22 protein-coding genes are annotated in these 25950 nt (G+C 72.3%); 10 read left to right on the top strand and 12 right to left on the bottom strand.

The genetic code is table 11. The annotated features are described in order from the left end of the window. Positions 1–145: 145 nt before the first annotated feature. Positions 146–916, top strand: a complete 771-nt coding sequence (locus tag ACH4KB_RS22500; protein WP_398067660.1) for a dienelactone hydrolase family protein — start codon at positions 146–148, stop codon at positions 914–916. 254 nt (positions 917–1170) lie between these two features. Continuing rightward, positions 1171–2598, top strand: a complete 1428-nt coding sequence (locus tag ACH4KB_RS22505; RefSeq protein WP_398067661.1) for a PP2C family protein-serine/threonine phosphatase — start codon at positions 1171–1173, stop codon at positions 2596–2598. A 51-nt stretch (positions 2599–2649) separates the two neighbouring features. Here the strand turns inward: ACH4KB_RS22505 and ACH4KB_RS22510 are convergent, their stop codons facing one another. Continuing rightward, positions 2650–4140 carry a hypothetical protein gene (locus tag ACH4KB_RS22510; protein ID WP_398067662.1) on the bottom strand — a complete coding sequence of 497 codons (1491 nt, stop codon included), beginning with the start codon at positions 4138–4140 and terminating at the stop codon, positions 2650–2652. Positions 4141–4371: 231 nt separating this feature from the next. Between ACH4KB_RS22510 and ACH4KB_RS22515 the strand changes: the two genes are divergently transcribed. From ACH4KB_RS22515 to ACH4KB_RS22525, 3 genes are all read left to right on the top strand, one after another. Next, a complete protein-coding gene (locus tag ACH4KB_RS22515) occupies positions 4372–5508 on the top strand; it encodes an aminoglycoside phosphotransferase family protein (protein ID WP_398067663.1) in 1137 nt (378 codons plus the stop codon). 573 nt (positions 5509–6081) lie between these two features. Beyond that, positions 6082–6756, top strand: coding sequence for a transglycosylase SLT domain-containing protein (locus tag ACH4KB_RS22520; RefSeq protein WP_398067664.1), 675 nt, complete (start codon positions 6082–6084; stop codon positions 6754–6756). A gap of 177 nt (positions 6757–6933) precedes the next feature. Next, entirely contained in the window at positions 6934–9147 is a 2214-nt protein-coding gene (locus tag ACH4KB_RS22525; protein WP_398067665.1) for a germacradienol/geosmin synthase, read from the top strand. A gap of 9 nt (positions 9148–9156) precedes the next feature. On the opposite strand, the gene ACH4KB_RS22530 is transcribed toward ACH4KB_RS22525, so the two are convergent. From ACH4KB_RS22530 to ACH4KB_RS22560, 7 genes are all read right to left on the bottom strand, one after another. Then, positions 9157–9498, bottom strand: a complete 342-nt coding sequence (locus ACH4KB_RS22530; RefSeq protein ID WP_398067866.1) for a hypothetical protein — start codon at positions 9496–9498, stop codon at positions 9157–9159. A gap of 108 nt (positions 9499–9606) precedes the next feature. Then, on the bottom strand, positions 9607–9867 hold the full coding sequence (locus tag ACH4KB_RS22535; protein ID WP_398067666.1) for a hypothetical protein: 261 nt from the start codon (positions 9865–9867) through the stop codon (positions 9607–9609). A gap of 280 nt (positions 9868–10147) precedes the next feature. Next, positions 10148–10648: a hypothetical protein gene (locus ACH4KB_RS22540; protein WP_003971159.1), complete on the bottom strand. Its 501-nt coding sequence runs from the start codon at positions 10646–10648 to the stop codon at positions 10148–10150. 76 nt (positions 10649–10724) lie between these two features. Continuing rightward, on the bottom strand, positions 10725–11891 hold the full coding sequence (locus ACH4KB_RS22545) for a thiolase domain-containing protein (protein WP_398067667.1): 1167 nt from the start codon (positions 11889–11891) through the stop codon (positions 10725–10727). After that, positions 11884–12936, bottom strand: a complete 1053-nt coding sequence (locus ACH4KB_RS22550) for a thiolase domain-containing protein (protein ID WP_398067668.1) — start codon at positions 12934–12936, stop codon at positions 11884–11886. Before ACH4KB_RS22550 ends, ACH4KB_RS22545 begins: the two co-directional genes overlap by 8 nt. Then, the gene (locus tag ACH4KB_RS22555) at positions 12937–13884 is read right to left on the bottom strand and encodes a Zn-ribbon domain-containing OB-fold protein (protein ID WP_398067669.1); all 948 of its coding nucleotides are present in this window, start codon (positions 13882–13884) and stop codon (positions 12937–12939) included. A 54-nt stretch (positions 13885–13938) separates the two neighbouring features. After that, positions 13939–14739 (bottom strand): crotonase/enoyl-CoA hydratase family protein, encoded by an 801-nt coding sequence (locus tag ACH4KB_RS22560; RefSeq protein WP_398067670.1) that lies wholly within the window; start codon positions 14737–14739, stop codon positions 13939–13941. 167 nt (positions 14740–14906) lie between these two features. Here ACH4KB_RS22560 and ACH4KB_RS22565 point away from each other — a divergent pair, with 167 nt between their 5' ends. Further along, the gene (locus ACH4KB_RS22565) at positions 14907–16529 is read left to right on the top strand and encodes an acyl-CoA synthetase (protein ID WP_398067671.1); all 1623 of its coding nucleotides are present in this window, start codon (positions 14907–14909) and stop codon (positions 16527–16529) included. A 149-nt stretch (positions 16530–16678) separates the two neighbouring features. On the opposite strand, the gene ACH4KB_RS22570 is transcribed toward ACH4KB_RS22565, so the two are convergent. Continuing rightward, positions 16679–16918 carry a hypothetical protein gene (locus ACH4KB_RS22570; protein ID WP_398067672.1) on the bottom strand — a complete coding sequence of 80 codons (240 nt, stop codon included), beginning with the start codon at positions 16916–16918 and terminating at the stop codon, positions 16679–16681. A 374-nt stretch (positions 16919–17292) separates the two neighbouring features. Between ACH4KB_RS22570 and ACH4KB_RS22575 the strand changes: the two genes are divergently transcribed. The 4 genes from ACH4KB_RS22575 to ACH4KB_RS22590 are packed head-to-tail and all read left to right on the top strand — an operon-like array spanning position 17293 to position 22128. Beyond that, on the top strand, positions 17293–18570 hold the full coding sequence (locus ACH4KB_RS22575) for a polyprenyl synthetase family protein (RefSeq protein ID WP_398067673.1): 1278 nt from the start codon (positions 17293–17295) through the stop codon (positions 18568–18570). Then, the gene (locus ACH4KB_RS22580; protein WP_398067674.1) at positions 18567–20090 is read left to right on the top strand and encodes a phytoene desaturase; all 1524 of its coding nucleotides are present in this window, start codon (positions 18567–18569) and stop codon (positions 20088–20090) included. The genes ACH4KB_RS22575 and ACH4KB_RS22580 overlap by 4 nt, the downstream gene beginning before the upstream one ends. After that, entirely contained in the window at positions 20087–21115 is a 1029-nt protein-coding gene (locus ACH4KB_RS22585; protein ID WP_398067675.1) for a phytoene/squalene synthase family protein, read from the top strand. The genes ACH4KB_RS22580 and ACH4KB_RS22585 overlap by 4 nt, the downstream gene beginning before the upstream one ends. Next, complete coding sequence (locus tag ACH4KB_RS22590) at positions 21112–22128, top strand: DUF5914 domain-containing protein (RefSeq protein WP_398067676.1); 1017 nt, start codon at positions 21112–21114, stop codon at positions 22126–22128. The genes ACH4KB_RS22585 and ACH4KB_RS22590 overlap by 4 nt, the downstream gene beginning before the upstream one ends. A gap of 40 nt (positions 22129–22168) precedes the next feature. Here the strand turns inward: ACH4KB_RS22590 and ACH4KB_RS22595 are convergent, their stop codons facing one another. From ACH4KB_RS22595 to ACH4KB_RS22605, 3 genes are read right to left on the bottom strand one after another with little or no spacing between them, the layout of a single operon-like run. Beyond that, positions 22169–23662 carry an FAD-dependent oxidoreductase gene (locus tag ACH4KB_RS22595; RefSeq protein WP_398067677.1) on the bottom strand — a complete coding sequence of 498 codons (1494 nt, stop codon included), beginning with the start codon at positions 23660–23662 and terminating at the stop codon, positions 22169–22171. Positions 23663–23721: 59 nt separating this feature from the next. Further along, entirely contained in the window at positions 23722–24450 is a 729-nt protein-coding gene (locus ACH4KB_RS22600; protein WP_398067678.1) for a class I SAM-dependent methyltransferase, read from the bottom strand. Then, positions 24447–25688, bottom strand: a complete 1242-nt coding sequence (locus ACH4KB_RS22605; protein ID WP_398067679.1) for a lycopene cyclase family protein — start codon at positions 25686–25688, stop codon at positions 24447–24449. The genes ACH4KB_RS22600 and ACH4KB_RS22605 overlap by 4 nt, the downstream gene beginning before the upstream one ends. Positions 25689–25950: the final 262 nt, after the last annotated feature.

Here is a 25950-nt window from a genome sequence, read left to right on the forward strand (position 1 = left end):
GTTTTCGTTCTGGTGAGGTAACGCGGGCTGCCCGCTCGGCATTCCCGACCCGCCGCGCACCGTGTCCCGGAGGGCTGCCCGCGCCCTTCTGCCAGCGGCAGAGAACCAGCCGGACCGGGTCCGACGATCACTACAGTCCCGTCCCATGGAGACGATTACGACGCGCACGGTCGCATATCCGGCCGACGGTTTGACGATGATCGGGCACCTCGCGCTCCCGGCCGGTGTCGACCGCCGGCCGGCGGTGCTGCTCGGACCGGAGGGCACCGGGCTCAGCGACGTCGAGCGCCGCCGGGCGGAGGCTCTCGCCGAGCTGGGATACGTAGCGCTGGCCTTCGACCTTCACGGCGGGCGCTATCTGGGCGACCCCGAGGAGATGCTGGCCCGTTGCCTGCCGCTGCTCGCCGATCCCGACCGGATGCGGGAGATCGGGCATGCGGCGCTCGACGTGTTGCGCACCGAACCGCGGACCGATCCCGACCGGATCGCCGCCATCGGCTACGGCACCGGGGGCGCCGTAGGACTGGAACTCGGGCGCGGCGGCGTCAGCCTGCGCGCGATCGGGACAGTCAACGCGACCACCACGGGCCGGCCGGGCGAGTCGGCGCGCATTCGCTGCCCGGTCTGGGCCGGGGTCGGGTCGGAGGACCCCATCATGTCGCCCGCGCGACGGAACGCGTTCACCGACGAGATGGAGGCCGCGGGCGTCGACTGGCGCCTCACGGTCTACGGCGGCGCCTTGCACGCCTTCCACCACCCGCCGGTCGACCACCCCGTGGTCCCCGGCGTCGGCTTCCACCCGCGACACGCGCAGCGAGCCTGGCGCGACGTCGTCGGCCTGCTCGCCGAGTGCCTGCCCGTGAGCTCCAACGACGCCGGAGCGGGAGGCGACCGCTCAGCTCAGTCGCCTCGCTGAACGCCGATCGCTGCCGCGGGACGAGGCGGCGGCGCCGCTCCGGTGCAGGAACCGGTGGAGGATCGTCACCGTCAACTCGCCTCAAACGCAAGCCTGTTCGGATCGTCACCGTCCCCGAGAGCCGCTGGCATATGCCAGAAGCAAGGACCCATCGAGTGTTGCCAAAGCTCTTACGGGCCGCCGCGGCCTGTGCGACAGTCGGTAGCGATCCACCCTTCAGAACCGGCTAGGCCGCGCCTGTATCGGAGTACGAGATGCCGTCCCCCCTCTCCGCGGACCGCCCCGCACCACAGCCTCCCGCGCATGACGCCGTCGAGGCCCTGATCCACCGCACGCGTCGGTTGCGCGGAGACGTGGACGCGGTACGGCGGGACGCCGTCGTGTTCGACGAGGACGACCCCCAGCTGCGCTGGCAGCGTGCCCTGTGCGAGCTTGCCGTGCAGCACCTCGACAACCTCGACGAGCACCTGGGCCAGCTCCGGGCGGGTCTGCCGGACCGCTCCTCCGCCAATGCTCCCCGGGCCTCCGCGGTCCCGGACGGCCCGAGCGCCGGTTCCCTGCCGAACCGGGTGGGCAGCGCCGAGTGGAACCTCCTCACCGACGAGTCCCGCTGGTCCGAGGAGCTGTACGAGATCTTCGGCAGGCCGCCCGGGTCCACCCCCCTCTCCCTCGACGACCTGCCGTCCGTACTGCTGCCCGAGGACCAGCCGGTGCTGACCGCCATGGTGACGGGCTGTCTCGTCGACGGCCGGCCGATGGACGGCGAGTTCCGCATCGTGCGGCCCGACGGCCACACACGCACCCTCCACATGACGGGCGAACCGGTCCTGGACGCCGAGGGCTGCACCGCCTCCATGTGGGCGGTCCTGCGGGACGTCAGCGAGCTGCGGCGCAGCGAACAGGCCGTGAGCAGAAACAGCGCGTCGGTGCGGCACGAGGAGCACATCGAGCGCGCCGAGCACCGCATGGCCGTGGAGCTCCAGGAGGCCGTCCTCCCCCCGTGGCGCGGATCGCCGCGGCTCCCGACGCGGGGCCCCGGGGCCCTGGACGTCGCCGCGCACTACCTCCCTTCCGAGTCGAGCGACCTCATCGGCGGCGACTGGTACGACGCCATGGAGCTGCCGGACGGGCGCACCCTCCTCACCGTCGGCGACCTCACCGGGCACGGCATCCCCGCCACATCGGCGATGGCGATGGTGCTGGGAGCGCTGCGCGGCATGGCCGTCGCCGGCATCGAGCCGGGCGCGCTGATGGGGCACCTCAACCAGGTGCTCGAAACGTCGATACGGCCCGCGCTGGGCAGCGCCCTGTGCTGCCGCTACGACCCCGCCACCTCCGTTCTGTCCTGGGCGCAGGCCGGACACCCCGCACCGCTGCTCTTCCGCCACGGTTCGGGACGGCTTCTGCCCCCGCCGGACGGCATGCTGCTCGGCGCCGCGTCCAACGTCGTCTTCGAGCAGGACGAGGTGCGGCTGTACCCCGGTGACGTGCTCGTACTGCACACCGACGGCCTGACGCGAAGCGGCGACCGGGGTGCGGGCCCGGAGGCGTTGCTTGCCCTCGCCCCCCGGTTCGCGGACGCCCGTACGGCACAGGAGTGCGTCCGGAGCGTCGTCGAGGAGTTCGGCGGGACCGAGCGCCTGGACGACGCGTGCGTGCTGGTCGCCCGCATCGGGGCATGAGGAGGCGCGGACGTATCAGGGCGTGACGGAGCGCGGAGTGGCGCCGTCGGCTCAGATCCGCGTGCCCTTGGCCTTCTTCTGGCTCGGCGGCATCGACAGCTCGATCTCCGCACGCAGATCCTGAATCCCCGCGTATCCGGCGAACTGCCCGGTGAGCCGGTACATTTCGCGGAGCCGGTCCCAGGTGCGGTGCGAGGAGGTCTCCCCCATCGACACCAGCGCGAGCCGGGCGTACCGGTCGGCCTGTTCGGGGTCGTTGGCGATGAAGCAGGCCGAGGCCAACGAGATGTAGTCGAAGATTTTCGACCTCTGGCGCCCGTTGACCCGCAGCTCCAGCGCCTGCTTGGCATGGCGCTGGGCGACGACCGCGGCCCCCCGGTCGTGCTCGGCCAGGGTGCGGAAGGCGAGCGCCTGCATGCCGTGCATATCGGCCTCGTCGAACATCTGCATCCAACTGGGCGGTGGCACATCGCTCTTGTCCGATACGAAGAGCTCCTCGGCCTCACCGAGGGTGCGTCGCATGGCCTGCCCGCGGCCCATCGAGGCCTGGGCCCATGCCTCGATGGTGCGCAGCATCGCCTGCGTACGGGGCAGGGTCTCGTCGCCGGAGCCGGACTTGGCGAGCTTCATCAGGTCGAGTGCGTCGTCGGGGCGGCCCAGGTGCACCATCTGCCGTGCCGCCCGGGAGAGCGCCTCTCCGGCGCGCGGCCGGTCGCCGCCCTCGCGGGCCGCGTGGGCGGCGATGACGAAGTACTTCTGAGCGGTGGGTTCGAGGCCGACGTCGTGGGACATCCAGCCCGCCAGGACGGCGAGGTTGGCGGCGACGCCCCACAGGCGGCGCTGGAGATGGTTGGGGTGGCGGTAGGCGAGCATGCCGCCCACCTCGTTGAGCTGGCCCACGACCGCCTTGCGTTGGAGTCCGCCGCCCCGGGACGCGTCCCAGGCGCGGAACACCTCGACCGAATGCTCCAGGGCCTCGATCTCCTCGGAGCCGACCGGTGCGGCCTCGTACCGGTCGAAACCGGCGGGATCGGCGTGCAGGGGATCGTTGGCACGTGGAGCTGCGGCCGCCGGAGCGGGGTCGCTGTGCAGCCAGTCGTACAGGGGGCCGGCGATGGTTGAGCCGGCGGCGAGCGCGGCGCCCGCACCCACCAAGCCGCGACGGTTGAGCATGAGGTCCATTCCCGTGAATTCGGTGAGGACCGCCGCCGTCCGTTCGGGCGCCCACGGCAATTGATCGGGATGTTGTTCCGTCCCGGAGTCACGCCGCTTCCCCACACGCCCGCGTCGGCCGAACCCGAGGTCCTCGATGGTCACGACACGGCCGAGCCGCTCGGTGAACAGAGCCGCCAGCACTTCGGGCACGGGATCACGGGGGGACTCCCCCATATCGATCCAGCGCCTGACGCGCGAGGTGTCGGTGGCCAGCTGCGGGTGGCCCATGGCCGCCGCCTGCCGGTTCACCATTCTCGCGAGTTCGCCCTTGGACCAGCCGGCCAGGCCGAACAGGTCAGAAAGGCGGGTGTTGGGTTCTCCGGTCACTTCAAGCCCCCAGGTTCTCGGCTGACTTGACACTAACCCCCTGTCAGATGCGCTGTGACTATTCGCCAGGGTTCGCCAGGGTCCGCCAGATGGTCTGCCACCCGCGCTCCGGTGTCAGGTAGGAAAGCGCCACCCCGCCCGGCAGCCCTAGGTACTCCCCAGGGTGCCGAACGGCCGTCGGCCGGGTTGGCGCACGTACCTTGTCGGCGCACGAAGGGATCTGTCTCGCCCATGTACACAGCATCGTCCTCCGTGTCCGCCCCGCCCCGTCCGCTCCGCCCGATGGGCGCGGGCGGCGGGCCCTATCTCGCTCCTCACGCCGGCGCACCGGCGCAGAGTCCGGGCCGGGCCCGACGGGCCGCGGGGCCGGGCACCGGACCGCTCAGCGGAAGGATCGACCTGTCCGGGCCCCAGGGCGCGCAGGTAAGGATGGCCATCGCCTCCGTGCAGCGCATCTGCCCCGAGTTCAACCCGGTCCAGGTGCTGCGCCGCAGCGGCCGTTCGGTCCTGATCGTCGGAACGACCGGGCGGGCCACCGCCGTCGCGAAGTGTTTACTGGACCACTCGCCGGCGTGGACCGAGCGGTTCCGGCACGAAATAGCGGCATACCGCGCGTTCGTCCGGCACCGCCCCCCGGTTCGGGTGCCCCGGCTGATCGCGGCGGATCCGGAGAACTGCACGCTGGTGATCGAGCGGATGCCCGGTCGGGTCGCCGCTCTCACCCGGCACCCGGCGGAGGCGCCGCCGAGGGCCGATATCCGGGCAGCGCTCGGGGCGATCGCCCGGGTGAACGCCTGGCGGCCGCCGCCCGGACTGTTCGAGGCGCCGCTCGACTACGCGTCGCGGATCGCGCGCTACCACGAGCTCGGTCTGTTCACCGACCGTGACCTCGGCGATCTGCAGAAGCTGCTGCACGGTCTGGCCCACGCGGGCGGCAGGCAGGGCATGGGGCAGTTCTGCCACGGGGACGCCCTGCTCTCCAACATCCTGCTGTCGCCGACCGGGCCGGTGCTCGTCGACTGGGAGCACGCCGGCTGGTATCTCCCGGGGTACGACCTGGCGACGCTGTGGGCGGTGCTGGGCGACGCCCCGGTCGCTCGACGCCAGATCAGCCAGCTGGCCCAGGCCAGGGGGCCGGCCGCGCGGGACGCGTTCCTGGTCAACCTGATGCTGGTGCTGACCCGCGAGATCCGCAACTACGAGACGGCGGTTCAGCGCACCATGCGTGAGGCGCCCGCGGCGGGGGCCGGGGCCGACCGGCCCGGCGCGCTCTCCTCGGGCGAGGAGCAGCGGCTGCTGCTGCGCAGGCTGCACGACGACTGCGCCCTGGCGCGGCGGGCGGTGCGGGCCGCGGTCGGCACACGCTGAGGAGCAGGACGGCGAAGCGGGCATAGGGCCCGCTTCGCCGAGAACCGCAGTGACCTGACCACCCTGAAGAAGAAGCGCGCTGCGGGACCGGTGCCGACACACCGGTCCCGCGGCGCGCTGTCGTGCGTTCCCGGGCCTTTCCGCCGTCGCCCGGTCGAGCTGACGCCGACGCTCCCGGGCCGGCATCGCCCGAGGCTCCGTACGGCGGCGACGCCGCCCCCTTCCGTGCCGTATCTCCCCGTGACCGGGCGTTGACCCTGTGCCGCCCCGAGGTCCCTCCCGGGTGAGGCCCGCCACGAGACCCACGTCACCTACGGCCTCCGGTAGTAGGCGCGAGCCCTCCCGGACGGCGTAACAAACCGTCCATATGGCTCATAAATTGGCATCTCACGATGAAGAGTAGTAAAGGCGGTCATTGCTTCCTATGTCGGCGAGCGCTAACCATGGATCCCGGCAGGAACCGAGTTCGAGCCCGCGTCGATCGCCCTCCGGCGAACGCGGCTCGGACATCCCGGTTCCCGCCGACGCGGCGCGAAGGCCGCGAAGCCCGTCCCCCATAGGAAGAGCTCACGCATGCCCCGCATCTCCACCCTGCGCATCACCCGCTCGCACAAGATCGCCACCGCCGCGCTCGTCGCGGCCGGTTCCGTCAGCGCCATAGCCGCCACCGGCGGTCCGAGCGAAGCGCAGACCACGGCAACGCGGCCCTCCATCTCCGTGGAGCCGGTCGCCGCCGCAGGCATCCCCACGGCGAAGGACGCGGCGGCCAAGAAGGCCGCTCAGGAGACCGCCGCCAAGGAAGCCGCCGCGAAGAAGGCCGCGGCCGCCCGCAAGGCGACCGCGGAGAAGGACGCCGCAGAGGCGCGCTCCGAGAAGCAGGCCGCCAACCGCTCCACCGAGCGCAAGGGCGTCACGCCCAAGAAGTTCGCGAACAACCTCGACGGCTGGATCCGCGAGTCGCTCGACATCATGAAGAAGAAGAACATCCCCGGCTCCTACGAGGGTCTGCACCGCAACATCATGCGCGAGTCCAGCGGCAACCCGAACGCCGTCAACGACTGGGACATCAACGCGCGGAACGGCATCCCCTCCAAGGGTCTCCTCCAGGTGATCCAGCCCACCTTCGACGCCTACCACGTCAAGGGCACCCCGAAGAAGCTCACCGACCCGGTCGCCAACATCACCGCCGCCGCGAACTACGCCGCGGACCGGTACGGCTCGATCGACAACGTCGACTCCGCCTACTGAGCGGCAGACCCCGAACGACCGACTGGCGAACGACCGCCTTCCGAGCACGCACCAGCGCCGCGATTATGTGACTATTCGCCGCCGTGCGTGCTCCGTATGGCCGAAGGGTAGTGCTGCGCGGACACCACCGGTCCGCGCGTTTCCCCGCGTGGAGGCTTCTGGAAAGGCCTGACGCACATGGCACAGCCCTTCTCACTGCCGGACTTCTATGTTCCGTATCCGGCGCGGCTCAACCCTCACGTGGAGGCGGCACGCACGCACACCCGGGCGTGGGCCCGCTCCATGGGGATGCTGGAGGGATCCGGCATCTGGGAGGAGAAGGACCTGGAGGCGCACGACTACGCCCTCCTGTGCGCCTACACCCACCCCGACTGCTCGGCCGAGGCGCTCTCCCTGGTCACCGACTGGTATGTGTGGGTCTTCTTCTTCGACGACCACTTCCTGGAACTTTTCAAGCGCACGCCCGACCGGGAGGGCGGCAAGCGGTATCTGGACCGCCTGCCCGCCTTCATGCCGATGGAGCGCGGCGCCCCGACGCCGGAGCCGGTGAACCCCGTCGAGGCGGGGCTCGCCGATCTGTGGGCGCGCACGGTCCCCTCGATGTCGGACGCCTGGCGGGCCCGGTTCGCGGAGGCGACGGAGAACCTCCTCAACGAGTCCTTGTGGGAGCTCGCCAACATCCACGAGGGCCGCATCGCGAACCCGGTCGAGTACATCGAGATGCGCCGCAAAGTGGGCGGCGCACCCTGGTCGGCTGGTCTGGTGGAGTACGCGGCCAACGCCGAGGTGCCCGCTTCGGTCGCCGACGCCCGCCCGCTGCGGGTGCTGCGGGACGCGTTCTCCGACGGAGTGCACCTGCGCAACGACCTCTTCTCCTATCAGCGTGAGGTGGAGGACGAGGGGGAGAACAGCAACGGCGTGCTGGTGCTGGAGAAGTTCCTCGGCTGCTCCACGCAGGAGGCCGCCGAGGCGGTCAATGACCTGCTGACCTCACGGCTCCAGCAGTTCGAGAACACCACGCTGACCGAACTGGGCCCGCTCTGCGCCGAGAAGGGCCTGGACCCGGCGCAGACCGCGGCCGTGCTGGCGTACGTCAAGGGGCTCCAGGACTGGCAGTCCGGCGGCCACGAGTGGCACATGCGCTCCAGCCGCTACATGAACGGCGGCGGCGCGGGCGAGGCCGTGGCCGGCTTCGGCATGTCCGCGGCCTCCATCAGGTTCACGCTCCGCTCGGAGACCGCGCGGGCCCGCAGCCAGAGCCATGTGCCGTACCAGCACGTGGGCCCCTCGCTGCTGCCGGACTTCGACCTGCCGTTCGGGACGACGCTGAGCCCGCATCTGGAGGGGGCCCGGGTCCGGATCGTCGACTGGGCGCGGCGCATGGGCATCCTGGAGGCCCAGCCGGGGGTGCCGGGTTCGCACATCTGGGACGAGCGGCGGCTCGTCGCGATCGACCTGCCGCTGTGCGCGGCGGGGCTGGATCCGGACGCGACCCCGGACGAACTGGACCTGTCCTCGGGGTGGCTGGCCTGGGGTACGTACGGCGACGACTGGTTCCCGGTCGTGCACGGGCGGGCCCGGGACCTGGCGGGGGCGCGGCTGGCCAACGAGCGGCTGTCGCTGTTCATGCCGCTGGACGGCGGGGGGACGCCGGAGCCGGTGAACGCCCTGGAACGGAGTCTGGGCGACCTGTGGCGCAGGACGGCCGCCCCGATGGACCTGAGCGGGCGGCGTACCTTCCGCACGGCGATCGAGTCGATGACCGAGAGCTGGCTGTGGGAGCTGGCGAACCAGGCGCAGAACCGTATCCCCGATCCGGTGGACTACATCGAGATGCGGCGAGCCACGTTCGGCTCGGACCTGACAATGAGCCTGTGCAGGCTCGGGCACGGCAGGAAGGTCCCGGAAGAGGTCTACCGCAGTGGTCCGATGCGTTCCCTGGAGAACGCGGCGGCGGACTACGCGTGCCTGATGAACGACCTGTTCTCGTACCAGAAGGAGATCGAGTACGAGGGCGAGGTGCACAACGGCGTCCTGGTCGTGCAGAACTTCTTCGGCGTGGACTATCCGACGGGCGTGGCGATCGTGCACGACCTGATGAACTCGCGGCTGCGGCAGTTCCTGCATGTCGCAGAGGTCGAACTCCCCGTGTTGTACGACGACTTCGGCCTCGACGCCGAGGCCAGGGAGATCCTGGCGGGCTATGTGGGGGAGCTCAAGCACTGGATCGCGGGGATCCTGATCTGGCACCGGGGCTGCCGCCGCTACCGCGAGGAGGACCTGCGGCAGGGCAACGACACCCCCTGGCATCTGAGCGGCCCCACGGGGCTGGGCACCTCGGCAGCGCAGGTGACCCGGCTGATGGCCCAACTCGCGGGCAGCCCGTTGTAATTGTCCGGCTCATGGCCCGTCGCGCGGAGGAACGGACGGCGGGCCACGACCGGTGGCGGACGCGGACGGGGCGGGGGCTCGGAGTCGGAGCAGGACGTGCCGGAGCACGGCCTCGAACTCCGCCGCCGTCGGCGGGGTGTCGGTCAGCAGCCCCTGGAGCAGCAGGCCGTCGATGACACCCTTGAGCGCCCGCACCCGGACCGGGTCATCGGTGTAACGGCGGCCGTACGCGGCGATGGCCTCCAGCCAGTGCCGGGTGGAGCCGCGGAGCTCCGGGCGGCGGGCCGCGAGCAGGTACAGCTCGTACTCCGCGAGGAGCCGTCCGGGGCCGTTGACGACCTTCGCCAGCAGCTCCGCGAGCGCGGTGACGCCCGGGGCCGCCGTCGGTCTGCGGTGCGTGCACGGTGGCTCCGGGCGTCGTGGTGGATGGGGCGGCGGGGGCGCGGCGGCACGGGCCCGTCAGTGCGCGGGCCCGCCGGGAGCCCCGGCCGGTTCTCCCGCTTCGCGGTCGTGACGCTCCTGGAGACTCCGCTCCAGCGGACGCCGGGCGCACACCGCCGTGAGCAGGGCGGCCACGCCCGCGGCGACGGCGACGACGAAGCCGCCGCCGGGACCGAAGCGGTCGACGATCGCTCCCGACACCACGGCACCGGACGCGACGCCCACACTGAGCCCGGTGACGGCCCAGGTCATGCCCTCGGTGAGGGCGGCGGGCGGCACCGTCCTCTCCAGGTGAGCCCTGCTGTTCGGCGAACGGGACGCTCACGACGTCGACGGTGCCGACGATGGCGCCCTCCGGGGGCAGACGTAGGGGCGCGCCCCTTCGCGGTGAACGATCACCAAGGGGAACGATCGCTACAACTTGAACAGTCGTTTCGTTTTCTACCCCGGTCCCCCTCCCGGGCCGCCGCCCACCCGGGCGCGGGGAATGGCCGGATGCCCGCCCGGACAACGGAAAAGGCCGCCCGGACGAGTCCGGGCGGCCTTGCGCAGGGACGTTTCAGCCCTGCTGGAACAGCTCTGCGGGCAGGGGCTTGAGCAGGGTGTACAGATCGTCGGTGATCGGCCGGTCCCAGCTGGCGATGGTCACGAGGACACCGTCGCTGCGGTCGAACTGGACGCAGGCGATACGGCTCTCGGAGAGCTTGACGCGGCGGACGATCAGCAGGTTGTCGCCCTGCATGACCGGGACGTCCTCGGAGCTGACGACCTCGATCGGCTCGTCGTTCTCCAGGGCGAGGAGCAGTTGGGCCACCTCGAAGGGGACCTGGCCCTCCTCGGTCTCGCGGGCGGGCGAGCCCTCCGGGAGATTGCCGATGATCATCGCCGGGCCCCGGCCGCCGTACAGGTCGTAACGGAGGAAGACGCCCTGACAGCTGCCGTCGGGGGCGGGGAGCAGACCCGCGCCGAGGTTGCCGGGCCAGTCCCCGGGGTCCATGGCCAGGACGTCGAAGTCCGGGCCCGCGGGTGTTGCGGCGCTACGGCGGCGGAGGAAGGACATGCTGCCATGTTACGTGTCCCGGCTCACGTTGCGGAGCCGGGCCCGGGCCGCACGGGACCGGGCCCGCCGCTCCCCCTCAGCCGGGCGGGGGCTCCGCTCCGACCAGCCACATGGCGAAGAACTGCGCCCCTCCGCCGTAGGCGTGGCCGAGCGCCCTGACGGCCCCGTCGATCTGGTGCTCCCCGGCCCTCCCCCGCACCTGGAGGGCCGCCTCGGCGAAGCGGATCATGCCGGACGCTCCGATGGGATTGGTGGACAGCACACCGCCCGAAGGGTTGACCGGGAGGTCGCCGTCGAGTTCGGTGACGCCCGCCTCGGTGAGCTTCCAGCCCTCGCCCTCCTCGGCGAAGCCGAGGTTCTCCAGCCACATCGGCTCGTACCAGGAGAACGGCACGTACATCTCGACGGCGTCGATCTCCCGGCGCGGGTCGGTGATCCGGGCCTGCCGGTAGACGTCGGCGGCACAGTCCTTGCCGGCCTGCGGGGAGACGAAGTCCTTGCCCGCGAACAGGGTCGGTTCGCTGCGCATCGCCCCGCCGTGCACCCAGGCGGGCGGGTGGGGCGAGCGGGCCGCGCCGTCGCGGTCGGTGAGGATCATGGCGCAGGCTCCGTCGGAGGAGGGGCAGGTCTCCGAGTAGCGGATGGGGTCCCAGAGCATGGGGGCGGCCCGGACCTTCTCCAGGGTGATGCCGTGGTCGTGGAGGTGCGCGTAGGGGTTCTTCAGCGCGTTGCGCCGGTCCTTGTAGGCGACGAGCGATCCGACCTCGTCGGGTGCTCCGGTGCGCCGCATGTAGGCCCGCACGTGCGGGGCGAAGAAGCCGCCCGCGCCGGCCAGCAGCGGCTGCTGGAAGGGGACGGGCAGGGAGAGACCCCACATGGCGTTGGACTCGGACTGCTTCTCGAAGGCGAGGGTGAGGACGGTGCGGTGCACGCGGGCGGCGACGAGGCCCGCGGCGACCAGGGCGGTGGAGCCGCCGACCGAGCCCGCCGTGTGGACGCGGAGCATGGGTTTGCCGACGGCGCCCAGCGCGTCGGCGAGGTAGAGCTCCGGCATCATGACGCCCTCGAAGAAGTCGGGGGCCTTGCCGATCACGACGGCGTCGATGTCGCTCCAGGTGAGCCCGGCGTCCTCCAGCGCCCGGACGGCGGCCTCGCGGACCAGTCCGGCGATGGACACGTCGTGCCGGGCGGCGACGTGTTTGGTCTGGCCGATGCCGACGACGGCGACGGGCTCCTTAGGCATGGGTGCTCTCCCCTTCCAGGACGGCGACCAGGTTCTGTTGCAGGCAGGGGCCGGAGGTGGCGTGCGCGAGCGCCCGGTCGGACTCGCCCCGGTGGATGCGGGCGGCGGCCTCGCCGAGGCGGATCAGTCCGGCGGCCATCACGGGGTTGGCGGCGAGCGCGCCGCCGGAGGGGTTGACGCGGACGTCGTCGCCGAGCCCGAGCGCCTTGCGCAGGACGACCTCCTGGGAGGTGAACGGGGCGTGCACCTCCGCGGTGTCGACAGGCCGTTCGAACGCTCCGGCGCGCTCTGCGGCGAGCCGGGCGGAGGGGCTGTCGGTGAGGTCGCGGACGCCGAGGCCGTGCGCCTCGATGCGGTGGTCGATGCCCCGGATCCAGGCGGGCCGCGCGCACAGGGCGCGGGCGGTGTCCCCGGCGGCGAGGACCACGGCGGCGGCCCCGTCGCCGATGGGCGGGCAGTCGCCGGTGCGCAGCGGGTGCACCAGGTATTCACCCGCGGGAACGTCGCCGGTGAGCTGGGCGTGCGGGTTGCCGGCGGCTGCGGTGCGGTTGCGGGCGGCGATCTCGGCGAGGGCTCCTTCGTCGGTGGCGCCCGCGTCGATGAGGGCCTGCGCCTGGAGGGCGGCGAGCGCGACGGAGTCCGGCCAGAGCGGGGCGAGGTAGTAGGGGTCGAGCTGGCGGGTGAGGACGTCGCGGACCCGGCCGGGCGAGGACTTTCCGTAGGAGTAGACGAGCGCGGTGTCCGCCTCGCCGGTCTGGATCTTCACCCAGGCCTCGTACAGCGCCCAGGCCCCGTCCATCTCGACATGGGACTCGGAGATGGGCGGATGCGCGCCGACCCCGTCGAGCGCCATGGTGAAGGAGAAGGCCCGCCCGGCGAGGTAGTCGGCGGAGCCGGAGCAGGTGAACCCGATCTCGTTCGCCTTGAGGCCGGTCGCGCCGAGCACCTCGTGGAGGACGGGCATCAGCAGGTCGACCTCGGAGAGTTCGTCGGTGCGCCGCCGGTGTGCGGTCTGGGCGAAGGCGACGATGGCCACGTCCCGCATCTACACCAGCTCCTTGTACGTGTCGTAGTCGGCGTCGGGCTCCCCGGTGGGCCGGTAGTGGTCCGGGTGGCGGGCGCCCTCCACCCAGACGGGCTCGACGCGCAGCCCCATGCGCACCTGGTCGTACGGGATTCCGGCGATGCGCCCGTGCAGGGCCAGGTCGGCGCCGTCGAGGGCGATGTGGGCGTAGACGTAGGGGACTTCGATGTCGAGATTCTTCGCCTTGATGTTGACGATGCAGAAGGTGGTGACCGTGCCGCGCGGGCCGACCTCGACCTGTTCGGCGGTGGCGACCCCGCAGGTGGGACAGGCTCCGCGCGGCGGGACGTAGACCTTGCGGCAGGCGGGGCAGCGTTCGCCGACGGTACGGTGGCCTTCCAGGGCGGCGAGGTAGGCGCTCTGGGCACGGCCCGGGGTGTGGACGTAGTCGAGGCGGGCCGGGGTGACGATGCCGGTGACGGGGTCTGCGAACACCCCTGTGTGCGGGGCGGGTTCGTGGTTGCCGGGCTCACCGTCGTACGGTTCGAAGCAGGCGATGTCGGTGATGGCTCCGGTGCGCGTCGCGGCCCAGCGGATGCGGACGCGCATGCCAGTGCGCACGGCTTCCGGGCCCGGCGCGTCGAGTGCGTGCAGGAGTGCGGTGCCGGCCCCGTCGAGGCGGACGAGCACCCAGGCGAAGGGCGTGCCGAGCGGCTGGTCGCGGCGCGAGTCCGGGTTCCAGGCCCAGGTGGTGACGGTGCCGGTGGGGGCGACCTCGACGAGGTCGCTGATCTCGCTCGCGGTGACGGGGTCGTACTCCACGGGAGGCACGAGCACCGTGCCGTCCTCCGTGCGGACGCCGAGGACGGTGCGTTCGCGCAGTCCGGTGAGGAAGGCGCTCTGGACGGGGCCGAGCGATCGGGTGAAGGGGAATGCGACCACCAGCGGGGCGCTGAGGACGTCGGACATGGCTACTGCCTCCTTGGCGAGAGGGCCTGGACCGGGGAGCCGAGCGCCCGGCGCTCAGGCGCGCCGGTAGACCGGCGGCCGCTTCTCGGTGAATGCGCGCGCACCTTCCTTGGCGTCCTCGGTGGCGAACACGGGCCAGCCGCGCTTGAGTTCGGCGGCCAGCGCCTCGGTCTCGGCCAGCTCCGCGCCCTCGTAGACCGAGGCCTTGACGGCCTCGACGGCGAGCGGCCCGCAGGCGTTGACCCGTTCGGCGACGGCAAGGGCCTCCTCCAGCGCCGTTCCGTCGGGCACGACCCTGCCGATCAACCCGATGGCGGCGGCCTCGTCGGCGGTGTACGGGCGGCCGGTGAGGAGCATTTCGAGGGCGTGGGTGCGGGGGATCTGACGGGGCAGCCGGACCGTGGAGCCGCCGATCGGGAAGAGGCCCCGGCGGACCTCGAAGAGCCCGAAGGTGGCTCCCGCTCCGGCGACGCGGATGTCGGTGCCCTGGAGTATCTCGGTGCCGCCCGCGACGCAGGCGCCCTCCACGGCGGCGATGACCGGTTTGCGCGGGCGGTGGTGGCGCAGCATCGCCTTCCAGTGGAGGTCCGGGTCGGCCGTCATCCGCTCCCGGTACTCCTCACCCTCCATCCCGCCGCCCGCCAGGGCCTTGAGGTCCATGCCGGCGCAGAACGCGCCACCCGCGCCGGTCAGGACGACGGAGCGGACCGTGTCGTCCGCGTCGGCCGCGAGCCAGCCGTCGTACAGGCCGACGAGCATCGGCAACGAGAGCGCGTTCCTGGCCTGTGGTCTGTTCAAGGTGAGCACCAGCGTGGCGCCTTCGCGCCGCACGGTGAGGTGTTCCGTACCGCCCATGACCGACTCCTGTTCTCCAGACCTGGAACAGGTTGCAGGAGGAGGGGACGCAGTTCAATAGATTTCTGACAGCTCGTCAGATTGTTTCGACGCCGCCCCTTCCCAGTTGTGCCGCCCGGCGCTCTAATGACGGCCGAGCCGCCAGTCACCCGGGGTCAGGAGGAACGGTGGAGTACAACCTTGCCGACCTGTTCGAATCGGTCGTCGACGCGGTGCCCGACCGCGAGGCGCTCCTGTACGTCGACCATCCCGGTACGGGCGCGGAGCGGCGGCTCACGTACGCGGAGCTGGACGCCGCCGCCAACCGGATCGCCCACCACCTGATCGACGCGGGGATCCGGCCGGGCGAGCACCTGGGGCTGCACCTCTACAACGGGGTCGAATACCTCCAGACGGTACTGGGAGCCCTCAAGGCGAGGATCGTTCCGGTGAACGTCAACTACCGGTATGTCGAGGAGGAGTTGGTCTATCTCTACCAGGACGCGGACCTGGCGGCGCTGGTCTTCGACGGCGAGTTCGACGAGCGGGTCGCGGCGGCCGCCCCGCAGGCCCCGGGCCTGCGCCACCTCGTCAGGGTGGGACCCGCCCCCGCCGCTCCCCCGGCCGTGCCGGTCGTGTCGTTCACCGAGGCGGAGGCGTCGGGCGAGGCCGGGCGGGGCTTCGCACCCCGCTCGGCCGACGACCAGTTCATCATCTACACGGGCGGCACGACCGGGATGCCGAAGGGCGTGATGTGGCGTCAGGAAGATCTCTTCTTCTCGGGCCTGGGCGGCGGCGCCCCGACCGGCGATCCGGTGAGGAGCCCGCAGGAGCTGGCGGAGCGGGTCGCCGCGGGCGGCGGGGGGATCACCTTCTTCCCCACCCCGCCACTGATGCACGGGACCTCCACGCTGACCGCGTTCATCGGCTTCAATTTCGGCCAACGCATCGTCGTGCACCGTAAGTTCGTACCTTCCGAGGTGTTGCGGACGATCGAGAAGGAGAAGGTCACCAGTGTCTCGCTGGTCGGCGACGCGATGCTGCGACCACTGATCGACTGCCTGAAAGGGCAGTTGCGCGGAACGGACTGCTCGTCACTGTTCTCCGTCTCCAGCTCCGGGGCGATCATGTCGGACTCGGTGCGGGCGGAGTTCCAGGCGCTCGTGCCGACCGTGATGCTGCTGAACAACTTCGGTTCCTCCGAGTCCGGTTTCAACGGCACCGCCACCGCCGACTCGGGGCCGGAGAAGGGTTTCCGGGTGCAGGTCAACGCCCGTACGGCCGTGGTCGATCCGGTGAGTCACGAGCCGGTGGCCCCGGGCGAGCCGGGCCGCATCGCCCAGCGCGGGCACGTCCCGCTCGGCTACTACAACGACCCGGCCAAGACCGCCGACACCTTCTTCCACAGGGGCGGGGAGCGGTGGGTGCTGCTGGGCGACATGGCGACCGTGGACGCGGACGGCATCGTCACCGTGCTCGGCCGGGGCTCCCAGTGCATCAACACCGGGGGCGAGAAGGTGTATCCGGAGGAGGTCGAGCAGGCGCTCAAGTCCCATCCGGACGTGTACGACGCGCTCGTCGCGGGCGTACCCGACGAACGCTGGGGAAACCGGGTCGCCGCCGTGGTCCAACTGCGCGAGGAAGCAAGTGCGTTGACCCTGAACGAGATACAGGCGCACTGCCGGACCCGACTCGCCGGCTACAAGATCCCCCGCGCGCTGGTGCTCACCGACCGGATCCGGCGCTCGCCCAGCGGCAAGGCGGACTACCGCTGGGCGAAAGCGGTGGCGGCGGGGGCCGACCGGGGCTGAGGCCGCCGGGCCATCGCTCGGAGCCCGGTGCGTGCCGGCCCACCGTCCTTGTCGGCGCGCGACGGCACGGGTGAGGGGCCCGCCCCCGTGGTGGGGTGGGCCCCTCGCCCGTTCCGGAACGGCCGCAGCCGGGTCGCCCGGCTGCCGGGTCAGCGGACGAAGTAGCCGCGCTCCGCGTCGAAGTAGGCCTTCTCGCCCTTGATGTAGGTGATCCCGTAGGGGCCGCCGAGGTTGCGGTACTCGCCGCTGGCCCAGCCACCCTCGATCTCCGCGTGACCGCCGCCGGCCGGGCCGTCCCAGCCGTTCGCTGCCTGGGCGGAAGCCGGTCCCGCGGCGACGAACCCGGCCGTGGCGACAGCCGCCAGCGTGATCGCGATACGACGAATCATGGCGCTCTCCTTCATGTCATCGGTAGGTGCAGTGCGACCAACCTGGCCGATGGGACAGCCTTTGGCATATGCGGCACGCGGGCGCCCCGACAAGGAGAACCTGTTCGGCCCCCCACCCCGAGATGTTTCTACCGGGACGGGCCGGTGTGCGCCCGTCCACGTGGGCCATACGGGCGGGGTGGCCGCCGTCATGACGTGTCCGGGGTGTTTCTCCACCAGGAGTGCGCGGCCGACGTGATCGTCTCTGCATAAGTGCCTGCCGTCGCGCGGCGCGAACCTTCGGTCGGCAGTGCACGAAGGCATGCGATCGGGGTACGCGCCCGGGCGGAGTGCCGAGTCGTCCGTCGTCACCACTGATCTCGGAAAGGCGTGAGATGGACCGCTGCCAGCCTGCGAAACACTCGTTCGGCGATTCTTCGCGCCCCGCCCCCGAGGTGGGCGGAGGCCGCCACCCCACCCCATCGTGCGAGGACGCCCGGGTCGTGGACTCGGACGTGGTCGAGGCGGTCCTGCGCACCGCACGGGCCGTGCTGGCGGACCGGATCGACGAGGCGGTGCGGAGCGACGTCTCCTTCGGCGAGGAGTTGGCACGACGGGTCGCCGACTTCACGCTGGAGGGCGGCAAGCGGATGCGGCCCCGCCTCCTGTGGTGGGGGATGCGTTCCTGCGGTGCGGCGGAGACCGCGGCCGCGCTGCGGCTCGGGGTGGCGCTGGAGCTGATCCAGAGCTGCGCGCTGATCCATGACGATGTGATGGACCGCTCGCGGCTCCGCCGGGGGAAGCCTGCCGTGCACATCGGTCTGGCAGAGCGCGCGGGCCTCCCGCCGGATTCCGAGCGGGGTTCCGCCTTCGGCACCTCGGCCGCCGTGCTGGCGGGTGACCTCGCCCTGGTCTGGGCCGACGACACCGTGGCGGAGACCATGCTGTCCGCCGTCCAGCGGCGTCGGATCGGCGCCCTGTGGCGGGCCATGCGGACCGAGATGGTCGCCGGGCAGTACCTGGATCTGCGGGGCCAGGTCAGCGGTGGGTCATCAGTGGCGCAGGCCTTGCGGACCGCCCGTCTCAAGAGTGCTTCGTACTCCGTCGAGCGGCCTCTGGCGATCGGTGCCGCCCTGGCGGGCGCCGATGACCGGACCACCGACGCTCTCCGCTCCGCCGGCCGATGTGCCGGTATCGCCTTTCAGCTGCGGGACGATCTGCTCGGGGTCTTCGGCGACCCGGCGCTGACCGGGAAGCCGTCCGGCGACGATGTCCGCGAGGGCAAGTCGACCTACCTGCTGGCTGTAGGCCGGAGGTGGGCCGAAGCGGCGGGCGACGAACAAGCGCTGGAGGTACTGGGCCGCGTCACCGGCAACGCCGATCTCACCGAGGAGGATCTCGCGGACGTACGCGGCGTGCTCGAGATGACGGGGGCGCGCTCCCATGTGGAGCGGAAGGCGGAGCGCCTCCGCGACCACGCCGTACGCCGTCTGCGACAGGCCGTCGACGTGGACGCGCACGGCGGCCGGCAGCTCCTCGGTCTGCTGCGCACGGTCTCCGGAGAGCGGACCGCCCCCTCCCCCGCCACCGCCGGTGCGACGCACGACGGCGGCACCGGGGCGGCAGGCGCCTCCCCGGTCCTGATCGCGACCGAAGGAGGCAATGCCGGGTGATCACGGTCAAGGGGCCCGTCGACCATGTGGTGGTGGTCGGCGCCGGGCTGGCCGGACTGGCCGCCGCGCTGCACCTGCTGGGCGCGGGCCGCCGCGTGACGGTCGTCGAGCGGGAGGGCGTGCCCGGGGGCCGGGCCGGGCTCCTGGAGTCGGGGGGCTTCCGTATCGACACCGGGCCGACGGTGCTGACGATGCCGGATCTGGTGGAGGAGGCCTTCGCCGCGGTCGGGGAGCGGATGGCCGACCGGCTGGAGCTGATCAGGCTGGTCCCCGCCTACCGGGCGCGGTTCGCCGACGGGTCCCAGCTCGACGTGCACACCGACGGCGCCGCGATGGAGGCCGCCGTCGAGGAGTTCGCGGGGGCCCGGCAGGCGGTCGGCTACCGGCGGCTGCGGATCTGGCTGGAGCGCCTCTACCGGGTGCAGATGCGCCGTTTCATCGACACCAACTTCGACTCACCGCTCCAGCTCGCCCATCCTGACCTGGCCCGCCTCGCGGCGCTCGGCGGTTTCGGCCGGCTCGACGCGCGGATCGGGCACTTCGTGTCGGACGAACGGCTGCGCAGGGTCTTCTCCTTCCAGGCGCTGTACGCGGGCGTGCCGCCGGCACGGGCGCTGGCCGCGTACGCGGTGATCGCCTACATGGACACGGTGGCCGGTGTGTACTTCCCCCGGGGCGGCATGCACGCGTTGCCCCGGGCGATGGCGGACACGGCCGCCGAGGCCGGAGCCTCCCTCCGCTACGGTCAGAGGGTGACCCGGCTGGAGCGCTCGGGCGACCGGGTCACCGCTGTCGTCACCGACCAGGAGCGCATTCCGTGCGACGCGGTCGTCCTGACCCCTGATCTCCCGATCAGCTACCGACTGCTCGGCCGCAGCCCGCACCGCCCCCTGCCCCTGCGGCACTCGCCGTCCGCGGTGATCCTGCACGCGGGCACGGACCGCACCTGGCCGGACCTGGCGCACCACACCATCTCCTTCGGCGCGGCCTGGAAGAACACCTTCCACGAACTCACCCGCACCGGGAAGCTGATGTCGGACCCCTCGCTCCTCATCACCCGGCCCACCGCGACCGACCCCTCTCTCGCACCGCCGGGCAAGCACCTCCACTACGTGCTGGCTCCCTGCCCGAACACCGAGGTCGGGCCCGGCGTACGGGAATGGCAGGAGCTGGGACCCCGCTACCGGGACGAGCTGGTGGCCGAGCTGGAGCGCCGTGAGATGCCCGGTCTGGGCGCGGCGATCGAGGAGGAGGGGCTGGTCACGCCGGTGGACTGGACCGCGCAGGGGCATGCTGCGGGCACCCCCTTCTCGGTGGCCCACACCTTCCCCCAGACCGGCCCCTTCCGGCCGCGCAACCTGGTGCGGGGCACGGTCAACGCCGTCCTCGCCGGCTGCGGCACCACGCCCGGCGTCGGCGTGCCGACCGTCCTGATCTCCGGGAAGCTGGCGGCGGAGAGGATTACCGGCCCCCGTATCGCCCGGACCCCGCGCCCTGTCCCGAGAGGTGCCAGCGCATGACCGACCACGAACTCGACGCGGCAGGCATCCATGACCCCGCGCTCCGGGCCGCGTACACCCGCTGCCGCGGCCTCAACGCACGTCACGGCAAGACCTACTTCCTCGCGACGCGGCTCCTTCCCGTCGGCCGGAGGCCGGCCGTCCACGCCCTGTACGGCTTCGCCCGCCGGGCCGACGACATCGTCGATGATCTCGACACCACAGCCACGCCCGGGGAGCGCGCCCGTGCCCTGCTCGCCCTGGAAGCCCAGCTGGAGGCAGGGTTGCGAGGGTCCGGGGACGGCGAGCCGGTGATCCGTGCCCTCGCCGACACAGCGGGCCGGTACGGCATCGACCATCGGCACTTCACCGACTTCCTGTCGTCCATGCGCAGCGACCTGACGGTCGGCGGGTACGCCTCGTACGAGGAACTCGGCCGGTACATGCACGGTTCGGCCGCGGTGATCGGCCTTCAGATGCTGCCGGTGCTCGGGACGGTGGTGGCGCGCGAGGAAGCGGCACCGCACGCGGCCGCGCTCGGCGTCGCCTTCCAGCTGACCAACTTCCTGCGGGACGTGGGCGAGGACCTGGACCGGGGACGGCTCTATCTGCCGGCCGAGCTGCTGGCCGCGCACGGGGTGGACCGGGACCGCTTCGAGTGGAGCCGGATCACCGGGCTGCCCGACAGCCGGATCACCGACGTACTGCGAGCTGCCGCAGCCCACAACCGGGCCGTCTACCGGGCCGCCCTGCCCGGCCTCGCGATGCTCGCCCCGGTGTCGCGGCCCTGCATCCGTACGGCGTTCGTGCTGTACAGCGGCATCCTCGACGCGATCGAGGCGGAGGGCTACGCGGTTCTGCACCGCCGGGCGGTCGTCCCGCGCCGACGACGGGCCGCCGTGGCGCTGGACGGCCTGGTGCGGGCGGTCGCCGTACGCACGGTGCGCCGGCGCCGAGCGGACGTGGTCGCGGCGGTCAGGTCCGACGGGCTGTCCCGGCCGCCGGCGGCCGGCGCCCCGGCCCCGGTGCGGGAGGACGCGGTATGAGCCCGGCGGCAGGACGCCCACGGTCCGGGCGCATTCCTTTGCGGGTGCGGCGTGCGCCCGTCCCGTGGGAGCGTCAGGCGCCCACGTGGCGCGAGGCGAAACCCGGAATCATCGCGGAGGCCCTGAAGCGCGCGCGGAGCAGGCCTTCCGGCAATTGGTACGTCATCGGCGCCTCGCGCGCCCTTCCTCCCGGGAAGGCCCTCGGGGTCACGGTCGGCTCCACCGAAGTGGTGGCATGGCGCGACGGCGGGGGAAAGCTGCGCACCGGTCCGGGTGCGTGCCCGCATCTGGGGGCTCCGCTGCGCGACAGCCCCGTCCGCTGCGGCACGCTGGTCTGCCACTGGCACGGACTCGTACTGGACGGCCGGCCGTTCGCCGGATGGGAGCCCTATCCCGCCTTCGACGACGGGGTCCTCCTCTGGGTGCGGCTCGACCGCGTGGGGGGCGAGCCCCCTTCGGAACGTCCGTACCTGCCCGCCCGGCCAGGGGCGCGGGACGCCGTGGAGGCGGTCTACTCCGGCGTAGGTCGCTGCGAGCCGGAAGACGTGGTGGCCAACCGCCTCGATCCGTGGCACGGCGCGTGGTTCCACCCGTACTCCTTCGTGGACCTGACGGTGACGGGAACCCCCGCCGACAGCCCGGCGGACGACGACGGGTTCACCGTCGACGTGTCCTTCAAGGTGGCCGGGCGACTGGTGGTGCCGGTCCGGGCCCGGTTCACGGCGCCCGAGCCCCGTACGGTCGTCATGCACATCGTCGAGGGCGAGGGCGCGGGGTCCGTCGTGGAGACCCACGCCACTCCCCTCGCTCGGGACGAGCGGGGCAAGCCCCGCACCGCCGTGACGGAGGCGTTGGTCGCGGCGTCGGACCGTCGTGGCTTCGCCGTGGCCCGGGCGGCCGCTCCGCTGCTGCGCCCCCTGATGCGCGCCTCGGCCGGCCGGTTGTGGCGGGACGACCTGGCGTACGCGGAGAGGCGCTGGGAACTCCGCGACAGCGGGACGTTCCCGGGCTGACGAGCGGCCCGCTTCCGTGAAGCTCCGCGCGCCTCCCGCGTCAGCCGGCCAGCGCGGCGAGCCGGCGCAGAACGGCCGACCGTCCCGCGCGCGGGACGGTCCAGAGCTTCTGCCCCCGTACGCCCCAGCGTTCCAGCAGGGCGTTCGCGGCGAGGAACCCGCTGGTGGCCGCGCGTTCCATCAGGGCCACGGGCAGCTCGGTGCGGACCATGTCCCCGGCCACGGTGACCGTGGGGTCGGGGCTGCGCACGCCGGGCCGGTCCCGGTAGCCGCCCACGGGGAACATGGGGCAGTCCGCCCGCCATTCGTGGCGCGCGTCCAGAAGGCGGGCGCTCCGGGTCTCCGGGTAGACGCGGTGCAGTTGTCCCAGCGCCTCGTCCTGTACGGCGCAACGGTCGGCGTCCGGCGCTACGGCGTACGCGTGCAGCTCGACGACCGAGCCCCTCGTGCGCCGGGCCCATCGGGCGGCCTCGCCCTCCCAGCGGTCGAGGACGCTCACGTTGTCCAGCGGACCGTAGCCGCTGGTTCCCAGGAACCCGGGCCGGTCGTGCGCCACGGGCCGGTCGAGCCAGAGCCGTGAGACCAGGAACGGCGGGGCGGTGCGCAACCGTGCGATCCGTGCGCGCCAGTCGTTGTCGCCCAGCTCGGGGGAGGCGGCGACGAGGCGGCGCAGGCCACCGCTGTCCAGGGCGAGGACGAGGGCGTCGTACCGGGTGGTGCGGTCGTCCGTCGTGAGGTCCAGCCCGCCGCCGCGCAGGGGGCGGACCCGCCGGAGCGGTGTCTGTGTCCGTACGTCGACGCCGTGGAGCTCCAGGTAGCGGTGCAGCGGTTCCCACAGGGCTGTGGGGAACGGTTCGCCCGGCACGTCGAAGAGCAGGCCCTCGCTGGAGCCGAGGAAGTAGATGTGGAACATCAGAGCCAGTTCGGCGGCCGACAGTTCACGCGGGTCGGCGAAGAAGCTGCGGGAGAAGATCTCGAACGCCAGGTGGTGGGCGGCTTCCGGGAAGCGGATGCGGTCGAGGAAGTCGGTGGCGCTGATCCCGTCGAGCCGTTCGTAGACCTCGGGCACCCGCACGTCCAGCAGCCCGACCGCCGCCCTCGGGTTCATCCGGATCAGGTCCCGCGGACCGAAGGTGGGGCTGAGAGCGACGAACCCCATCGCACTGAACGGAGGGGTGCGCGGCACCTGGGCGAAGCTGTCCCGCAGGCCGGAGCTGTGCCACAGCGGATAGTCGGGCAGCCGGGTCAGGGACCCGAGCTCCGGGTCGACCCGACGCAGAAGTCCGCGCAGGTTGTAGTACTGCCGGAAGAACGCGTGGAAACCCCGGCTCATCGTCACCGTGGTGCCGTCGGCGAGCTCGGTGGGCCACCCCGACAACCTGCCGCCCAGGCCCGGTTCGCGCTCGTAGAGGGTGACGCGTACGCCGCGTTCCGCCAGGAGGGTGGCCGCCGCGATCCCAGCGATGCCGCCGCCGGCGACCGCGACCGCGGGAGCGTGCCCCGTGAACCGGGCGCGGCCGGCCGGTGCCGGCACGACCGCCGCCTGCCGGTCCCGGCCGTGCCGGTGCCCCCTGCCGCTGTCCCGCGGGAACCTCACGCCCCTGCCCCCGGGACGACCGCGGTGCGAGCGACGAAGGTGTGGGTGATGCCGGTCTGCCAGCCGGGCAGCGGGAGGACGCGTACGTCGGCGAAGCCGGCCCGGCGCAACCGGTGGGCGAACGCGGGAGCCGTGTCGAATTGGGTGACACTGTCCCGGAGGTGCCGGTAGAGGCCCGCGTCCCCGGCGAGCCGGCCGGCGGGCTGGATGATCAGTGAGCAGACCACGCTCCACACCGCACGGTGGACGGGGGATCCGCCGAGCGTGTATTCGTGGACGGCGAGGCGGCCGCCCGGTACGAGCAGACCGCGCACCATGTCGAGGGCCTCGTCGGGGCTCGTGAGGTTGCGGAAGAGGTAGCCGGCGAACACCGCGTCGAAGGAACCGGCTTCCAGCCGTCCGGCCAGCTCCTCGACCGGGAGATGCGCGAAGTCGACGCCCCGCGGCCAGCTCTTGGCCGCCGCGCGGTCCAGCATGCCCGCGGACGCGTCGACTCCGGTGATCCGGGCGCGCGGGGCGGCAGCGAGGAGCGCGGCCGTGGAAGCGCCCGTTCCGCACCCCAGGTCGAGCACGCGCAGCCCGCTTCCCCCCTCCGGCAGGCCCAGACGGCGTGCGGAGCGGCGCAGGTGCGCGTGGTAGCCGGGGCTGGCCGAGACGAGGCGGTCGTAGGCGGTGGAACCGTGGTCGAAGGCCTCGGACAGCGCGTCACCGCGCAACAGGGTCATGGGGTGCTCCGTTCGTGGGCGGTCGGTGCGGGAGGTGACGGAGCCGCTGGGCGTTCACGCCGAGGTCTGAAGGGGAGTTCGAAGACGGTCCGCAGCATGGGGGCCATCGGTGTCCGCAGGCCGATGAGCAGGTCCTCGTGCAGCTGCGAACGGCCGTCCATGAAGGTGAGCAGCCGCTCGCCGGGAACGTGGCGGAAGAGGCGGCTGAAGAAGTCCGCGCCGTCCACCCTGCCGCTGTCCAGGGCCCTCAGCAGCACGGCGTCCATCAGCCGCGCCCGCCGCCCGTACGGGGCGGGCATCCGCAGCGGGCGTCCGGAGCGCAACTGATCGGCGACGGCCCGGCTCTGTCGCTGCACGGCCGCGAAGGTGTAGCCGGTCGACGGGCGGGTCGCGCCTCCGGCGGTGCCGATGCGATACACCGAACGCCCCGGCTTGCGCGGGAAGCGGCCGTCCGTCATGGGGATGACACCGTGCTCCTCCGCCGTGACCTGGAGCGGCCCGAGCCTCAGCACGTCGTGGGTGTAGTGGCGCAGGGCCCGCCGGTAGCCGTCGGTGTCCAGCGGGGCAGGTGAGAACTCGGTGTACTCGACCAGCGCGGTGTGCGGGTCCAGCGGCAGGACATAGCCGAACGAGAGCCCGCGCGCGGGCTGCGGCGTACGGAAGTCCATCAGCTCCGCGGTCCCCGGATCGAACGCGGGACGCTCGGTGCGGACGAACCAGCCGGTGAAGTGCTGGAGCAGCGTCGTGCGGGCGGGGGGCCGGCGGTGGGACGGCCGGGAGTCGAAGACGAGACGGCCACGCACGAGGACCCGTTCACCGCACGCGGCCCGGGTCAGAACCTCGCCGCCGACGCCGGACGGGGCGTCGCGTACGGCACTCGCGGTCGCCTCCATCCGGCACAGGTCCGGTGCGCGGGACAACCGTTGCTCGACCAGTGCCTCGAAGGCGTCCGAGCACAGCATCTTGTAGCGCAGCCGCGGGAGCTGGGCCACGGTGGAGGTCCCGTCGGCCGCCCGGACCCGCAGCCGGGCCCAGGAAGCGGCCAGGGCCGGGTCGTAGGGCCCGCCCGGCGGCTCCCAGAAGCACCAGGTCCGCGGGGGCGCGCGCAGAGGCCCCGGCGGGGCGTCGACGAGGGCGACCGACAGAGGTACGTCACCGCCCGGTGCGCAGAGGTGGTACGCCAGGCTCATCCCGGCCGCACCCGCGCCCACGATCACGACGTCGAAGTCAGCGGGCACGGCATTCCTCTCGGTCGGACAGGTACGCCTCCTGGTGGGGCGAGCGCAGCCGACGTCCTTCACCTCGAAACGCCGGGCGGGCCGGGTGCCAGGCGACCGTATCCCGCTGTGCCCTCCCCTACCCGGCATGCCAGGCCGCTCCCACCTGAGTGGCGGAAAGGCATGGCCGGGCGGACGGCAGGCTTCGTTCACCCGCCTCGGCCTTCCACGGGCGACGGGAGTGGGGGCCGCTCCACGCCGGAACGGCCCCCTGAACGGCCCC

Origin of the sequence: Streptomyces sp. NPDC017520 (assembly GCF_044329855.1) — a bacterium.
Lineage (GTDB): Bacteria > Actinomycetota > Actinomycetes > Streptomycetales > Streptomycetaceae > Streptomyces.

What these genes read in the sequence shown, in the direction of transcription:
- ACH4KB_RS22500 (WP_398067660.1), top strand. Translation starts at nt 146, where the DNA reads ATGGAGACGATTACGACGCGCACGGTCGCATATCCGGCCGACGGTTTG.
- ACH4KB_RS22505 (WP_398067661.1), top strand. Translation starts at nt 1,171, where the DNA reads ATGCCGTCCCCCCTCTCCGCGGACCGCCCCGCACCACAGCCTCCCGCG.
- ACH4KB_RS22515 (WP_398067663.1), top strand. Translation starts at nt 4,372, where the DNA reads ATGTACACAGCATCGTCCTCCGTGTCCGCCCCGCCCCGTCCGCTCCGC.
- ACH4KB_RS22520 (WP_398067664.1), top strand. Translation starts at nt 6,082, where the DNA reads ATGCCCCGCATCTCCACCCTGCGCATCACCCGCTCGCACAAGATCGCC.
- ACH4KB_RS22525 (WP_398067665.1), top strand. Translation starts at nt 6,934, where the DNA reads ATGGCACAGCCCTTCTCACTGCCGGACTTCTATGTTCCGTATCCGGCG.
- ACH4KB_RS22540 (WP_003971159.1), bottom strand. Translation starts at nt 10,648, where the DNA reads ATGTCCTTCCTCCGCCGCCGTAGCGCCGCAACACCCGCGGGCCCGGAC.
- ACH4KB_RS22545 (WP_398067667.1), bottom strand. Translation starts at nt 11,891, where the DNA reads ATGCCTAAGGAGCCCGTCGCCGTCGTCGGCATCGGCCAGACCAAACAC.
- ACH4KB_RS22550 (WP_398067668.1), bottom strand. Translation starts at nt 12,936, where the DNA reads ATGCGGGACGTGGCCATCGTCGCCTTCGCCCAGACCGCACACCGGCGG.
- ACH4KB_RS22555 (WP_398067669.1), bottom strand. Translation starts at nt 13,884, where the DNA reads ATGTCCGACGTCCTCAGCGCCCCGCTGGTGGTCGCATTCCCCTTCACC.
- ACH4KB_RS22560 (WP_398067670.1), bottom strand. Translation starts at nt 14,739, where the DNA reads ATGGGCGGTACGGAACACCTCACCGTGCGGCGCGAAGGCGCCACGCTG.
- ACH4KB_RS22570 (WP_398067672.1), bottom strand. Translation starts at nt 16,918, where the DNA reads ATGATTCGTCGTATCGCGATCACGCTGGCGGCTGTCGCCACGGCCGGG.
- ACH4KB_RS22575 (WP_398067673.1), top strand. Translation starts at nt 17,293, where the DNA reads ATGGACCGCTGCCAGCCTGCGAAACACTCGTTCGGCGATTCTTCGCGC.
- ACH4KB_RS22585 (WP_398067675.1), top strand. Translation starts at nt 20,087, where the DNA reads ATGACCGACCACGAACTCGACGCGGCAGGCATCCATGACCCCGCGCTC.
- ACH4KB_RS22590 (WP_398067676.1), top strand. Translation starts at nt 21,112, where the DNA reads ATGAGCCCGGCGGCAGGACGCCCACGGTCCGGGCGCATTCCTTTGCGG.
- ACH4KB_RS22600 (WP_398067678.1), bottom strand. Translation starts at nt 24,450, where the DNA reads ATGACCCTGTTGCGCGGTGACGCGCTGTCCGAGGCCTTCGACCACGGT.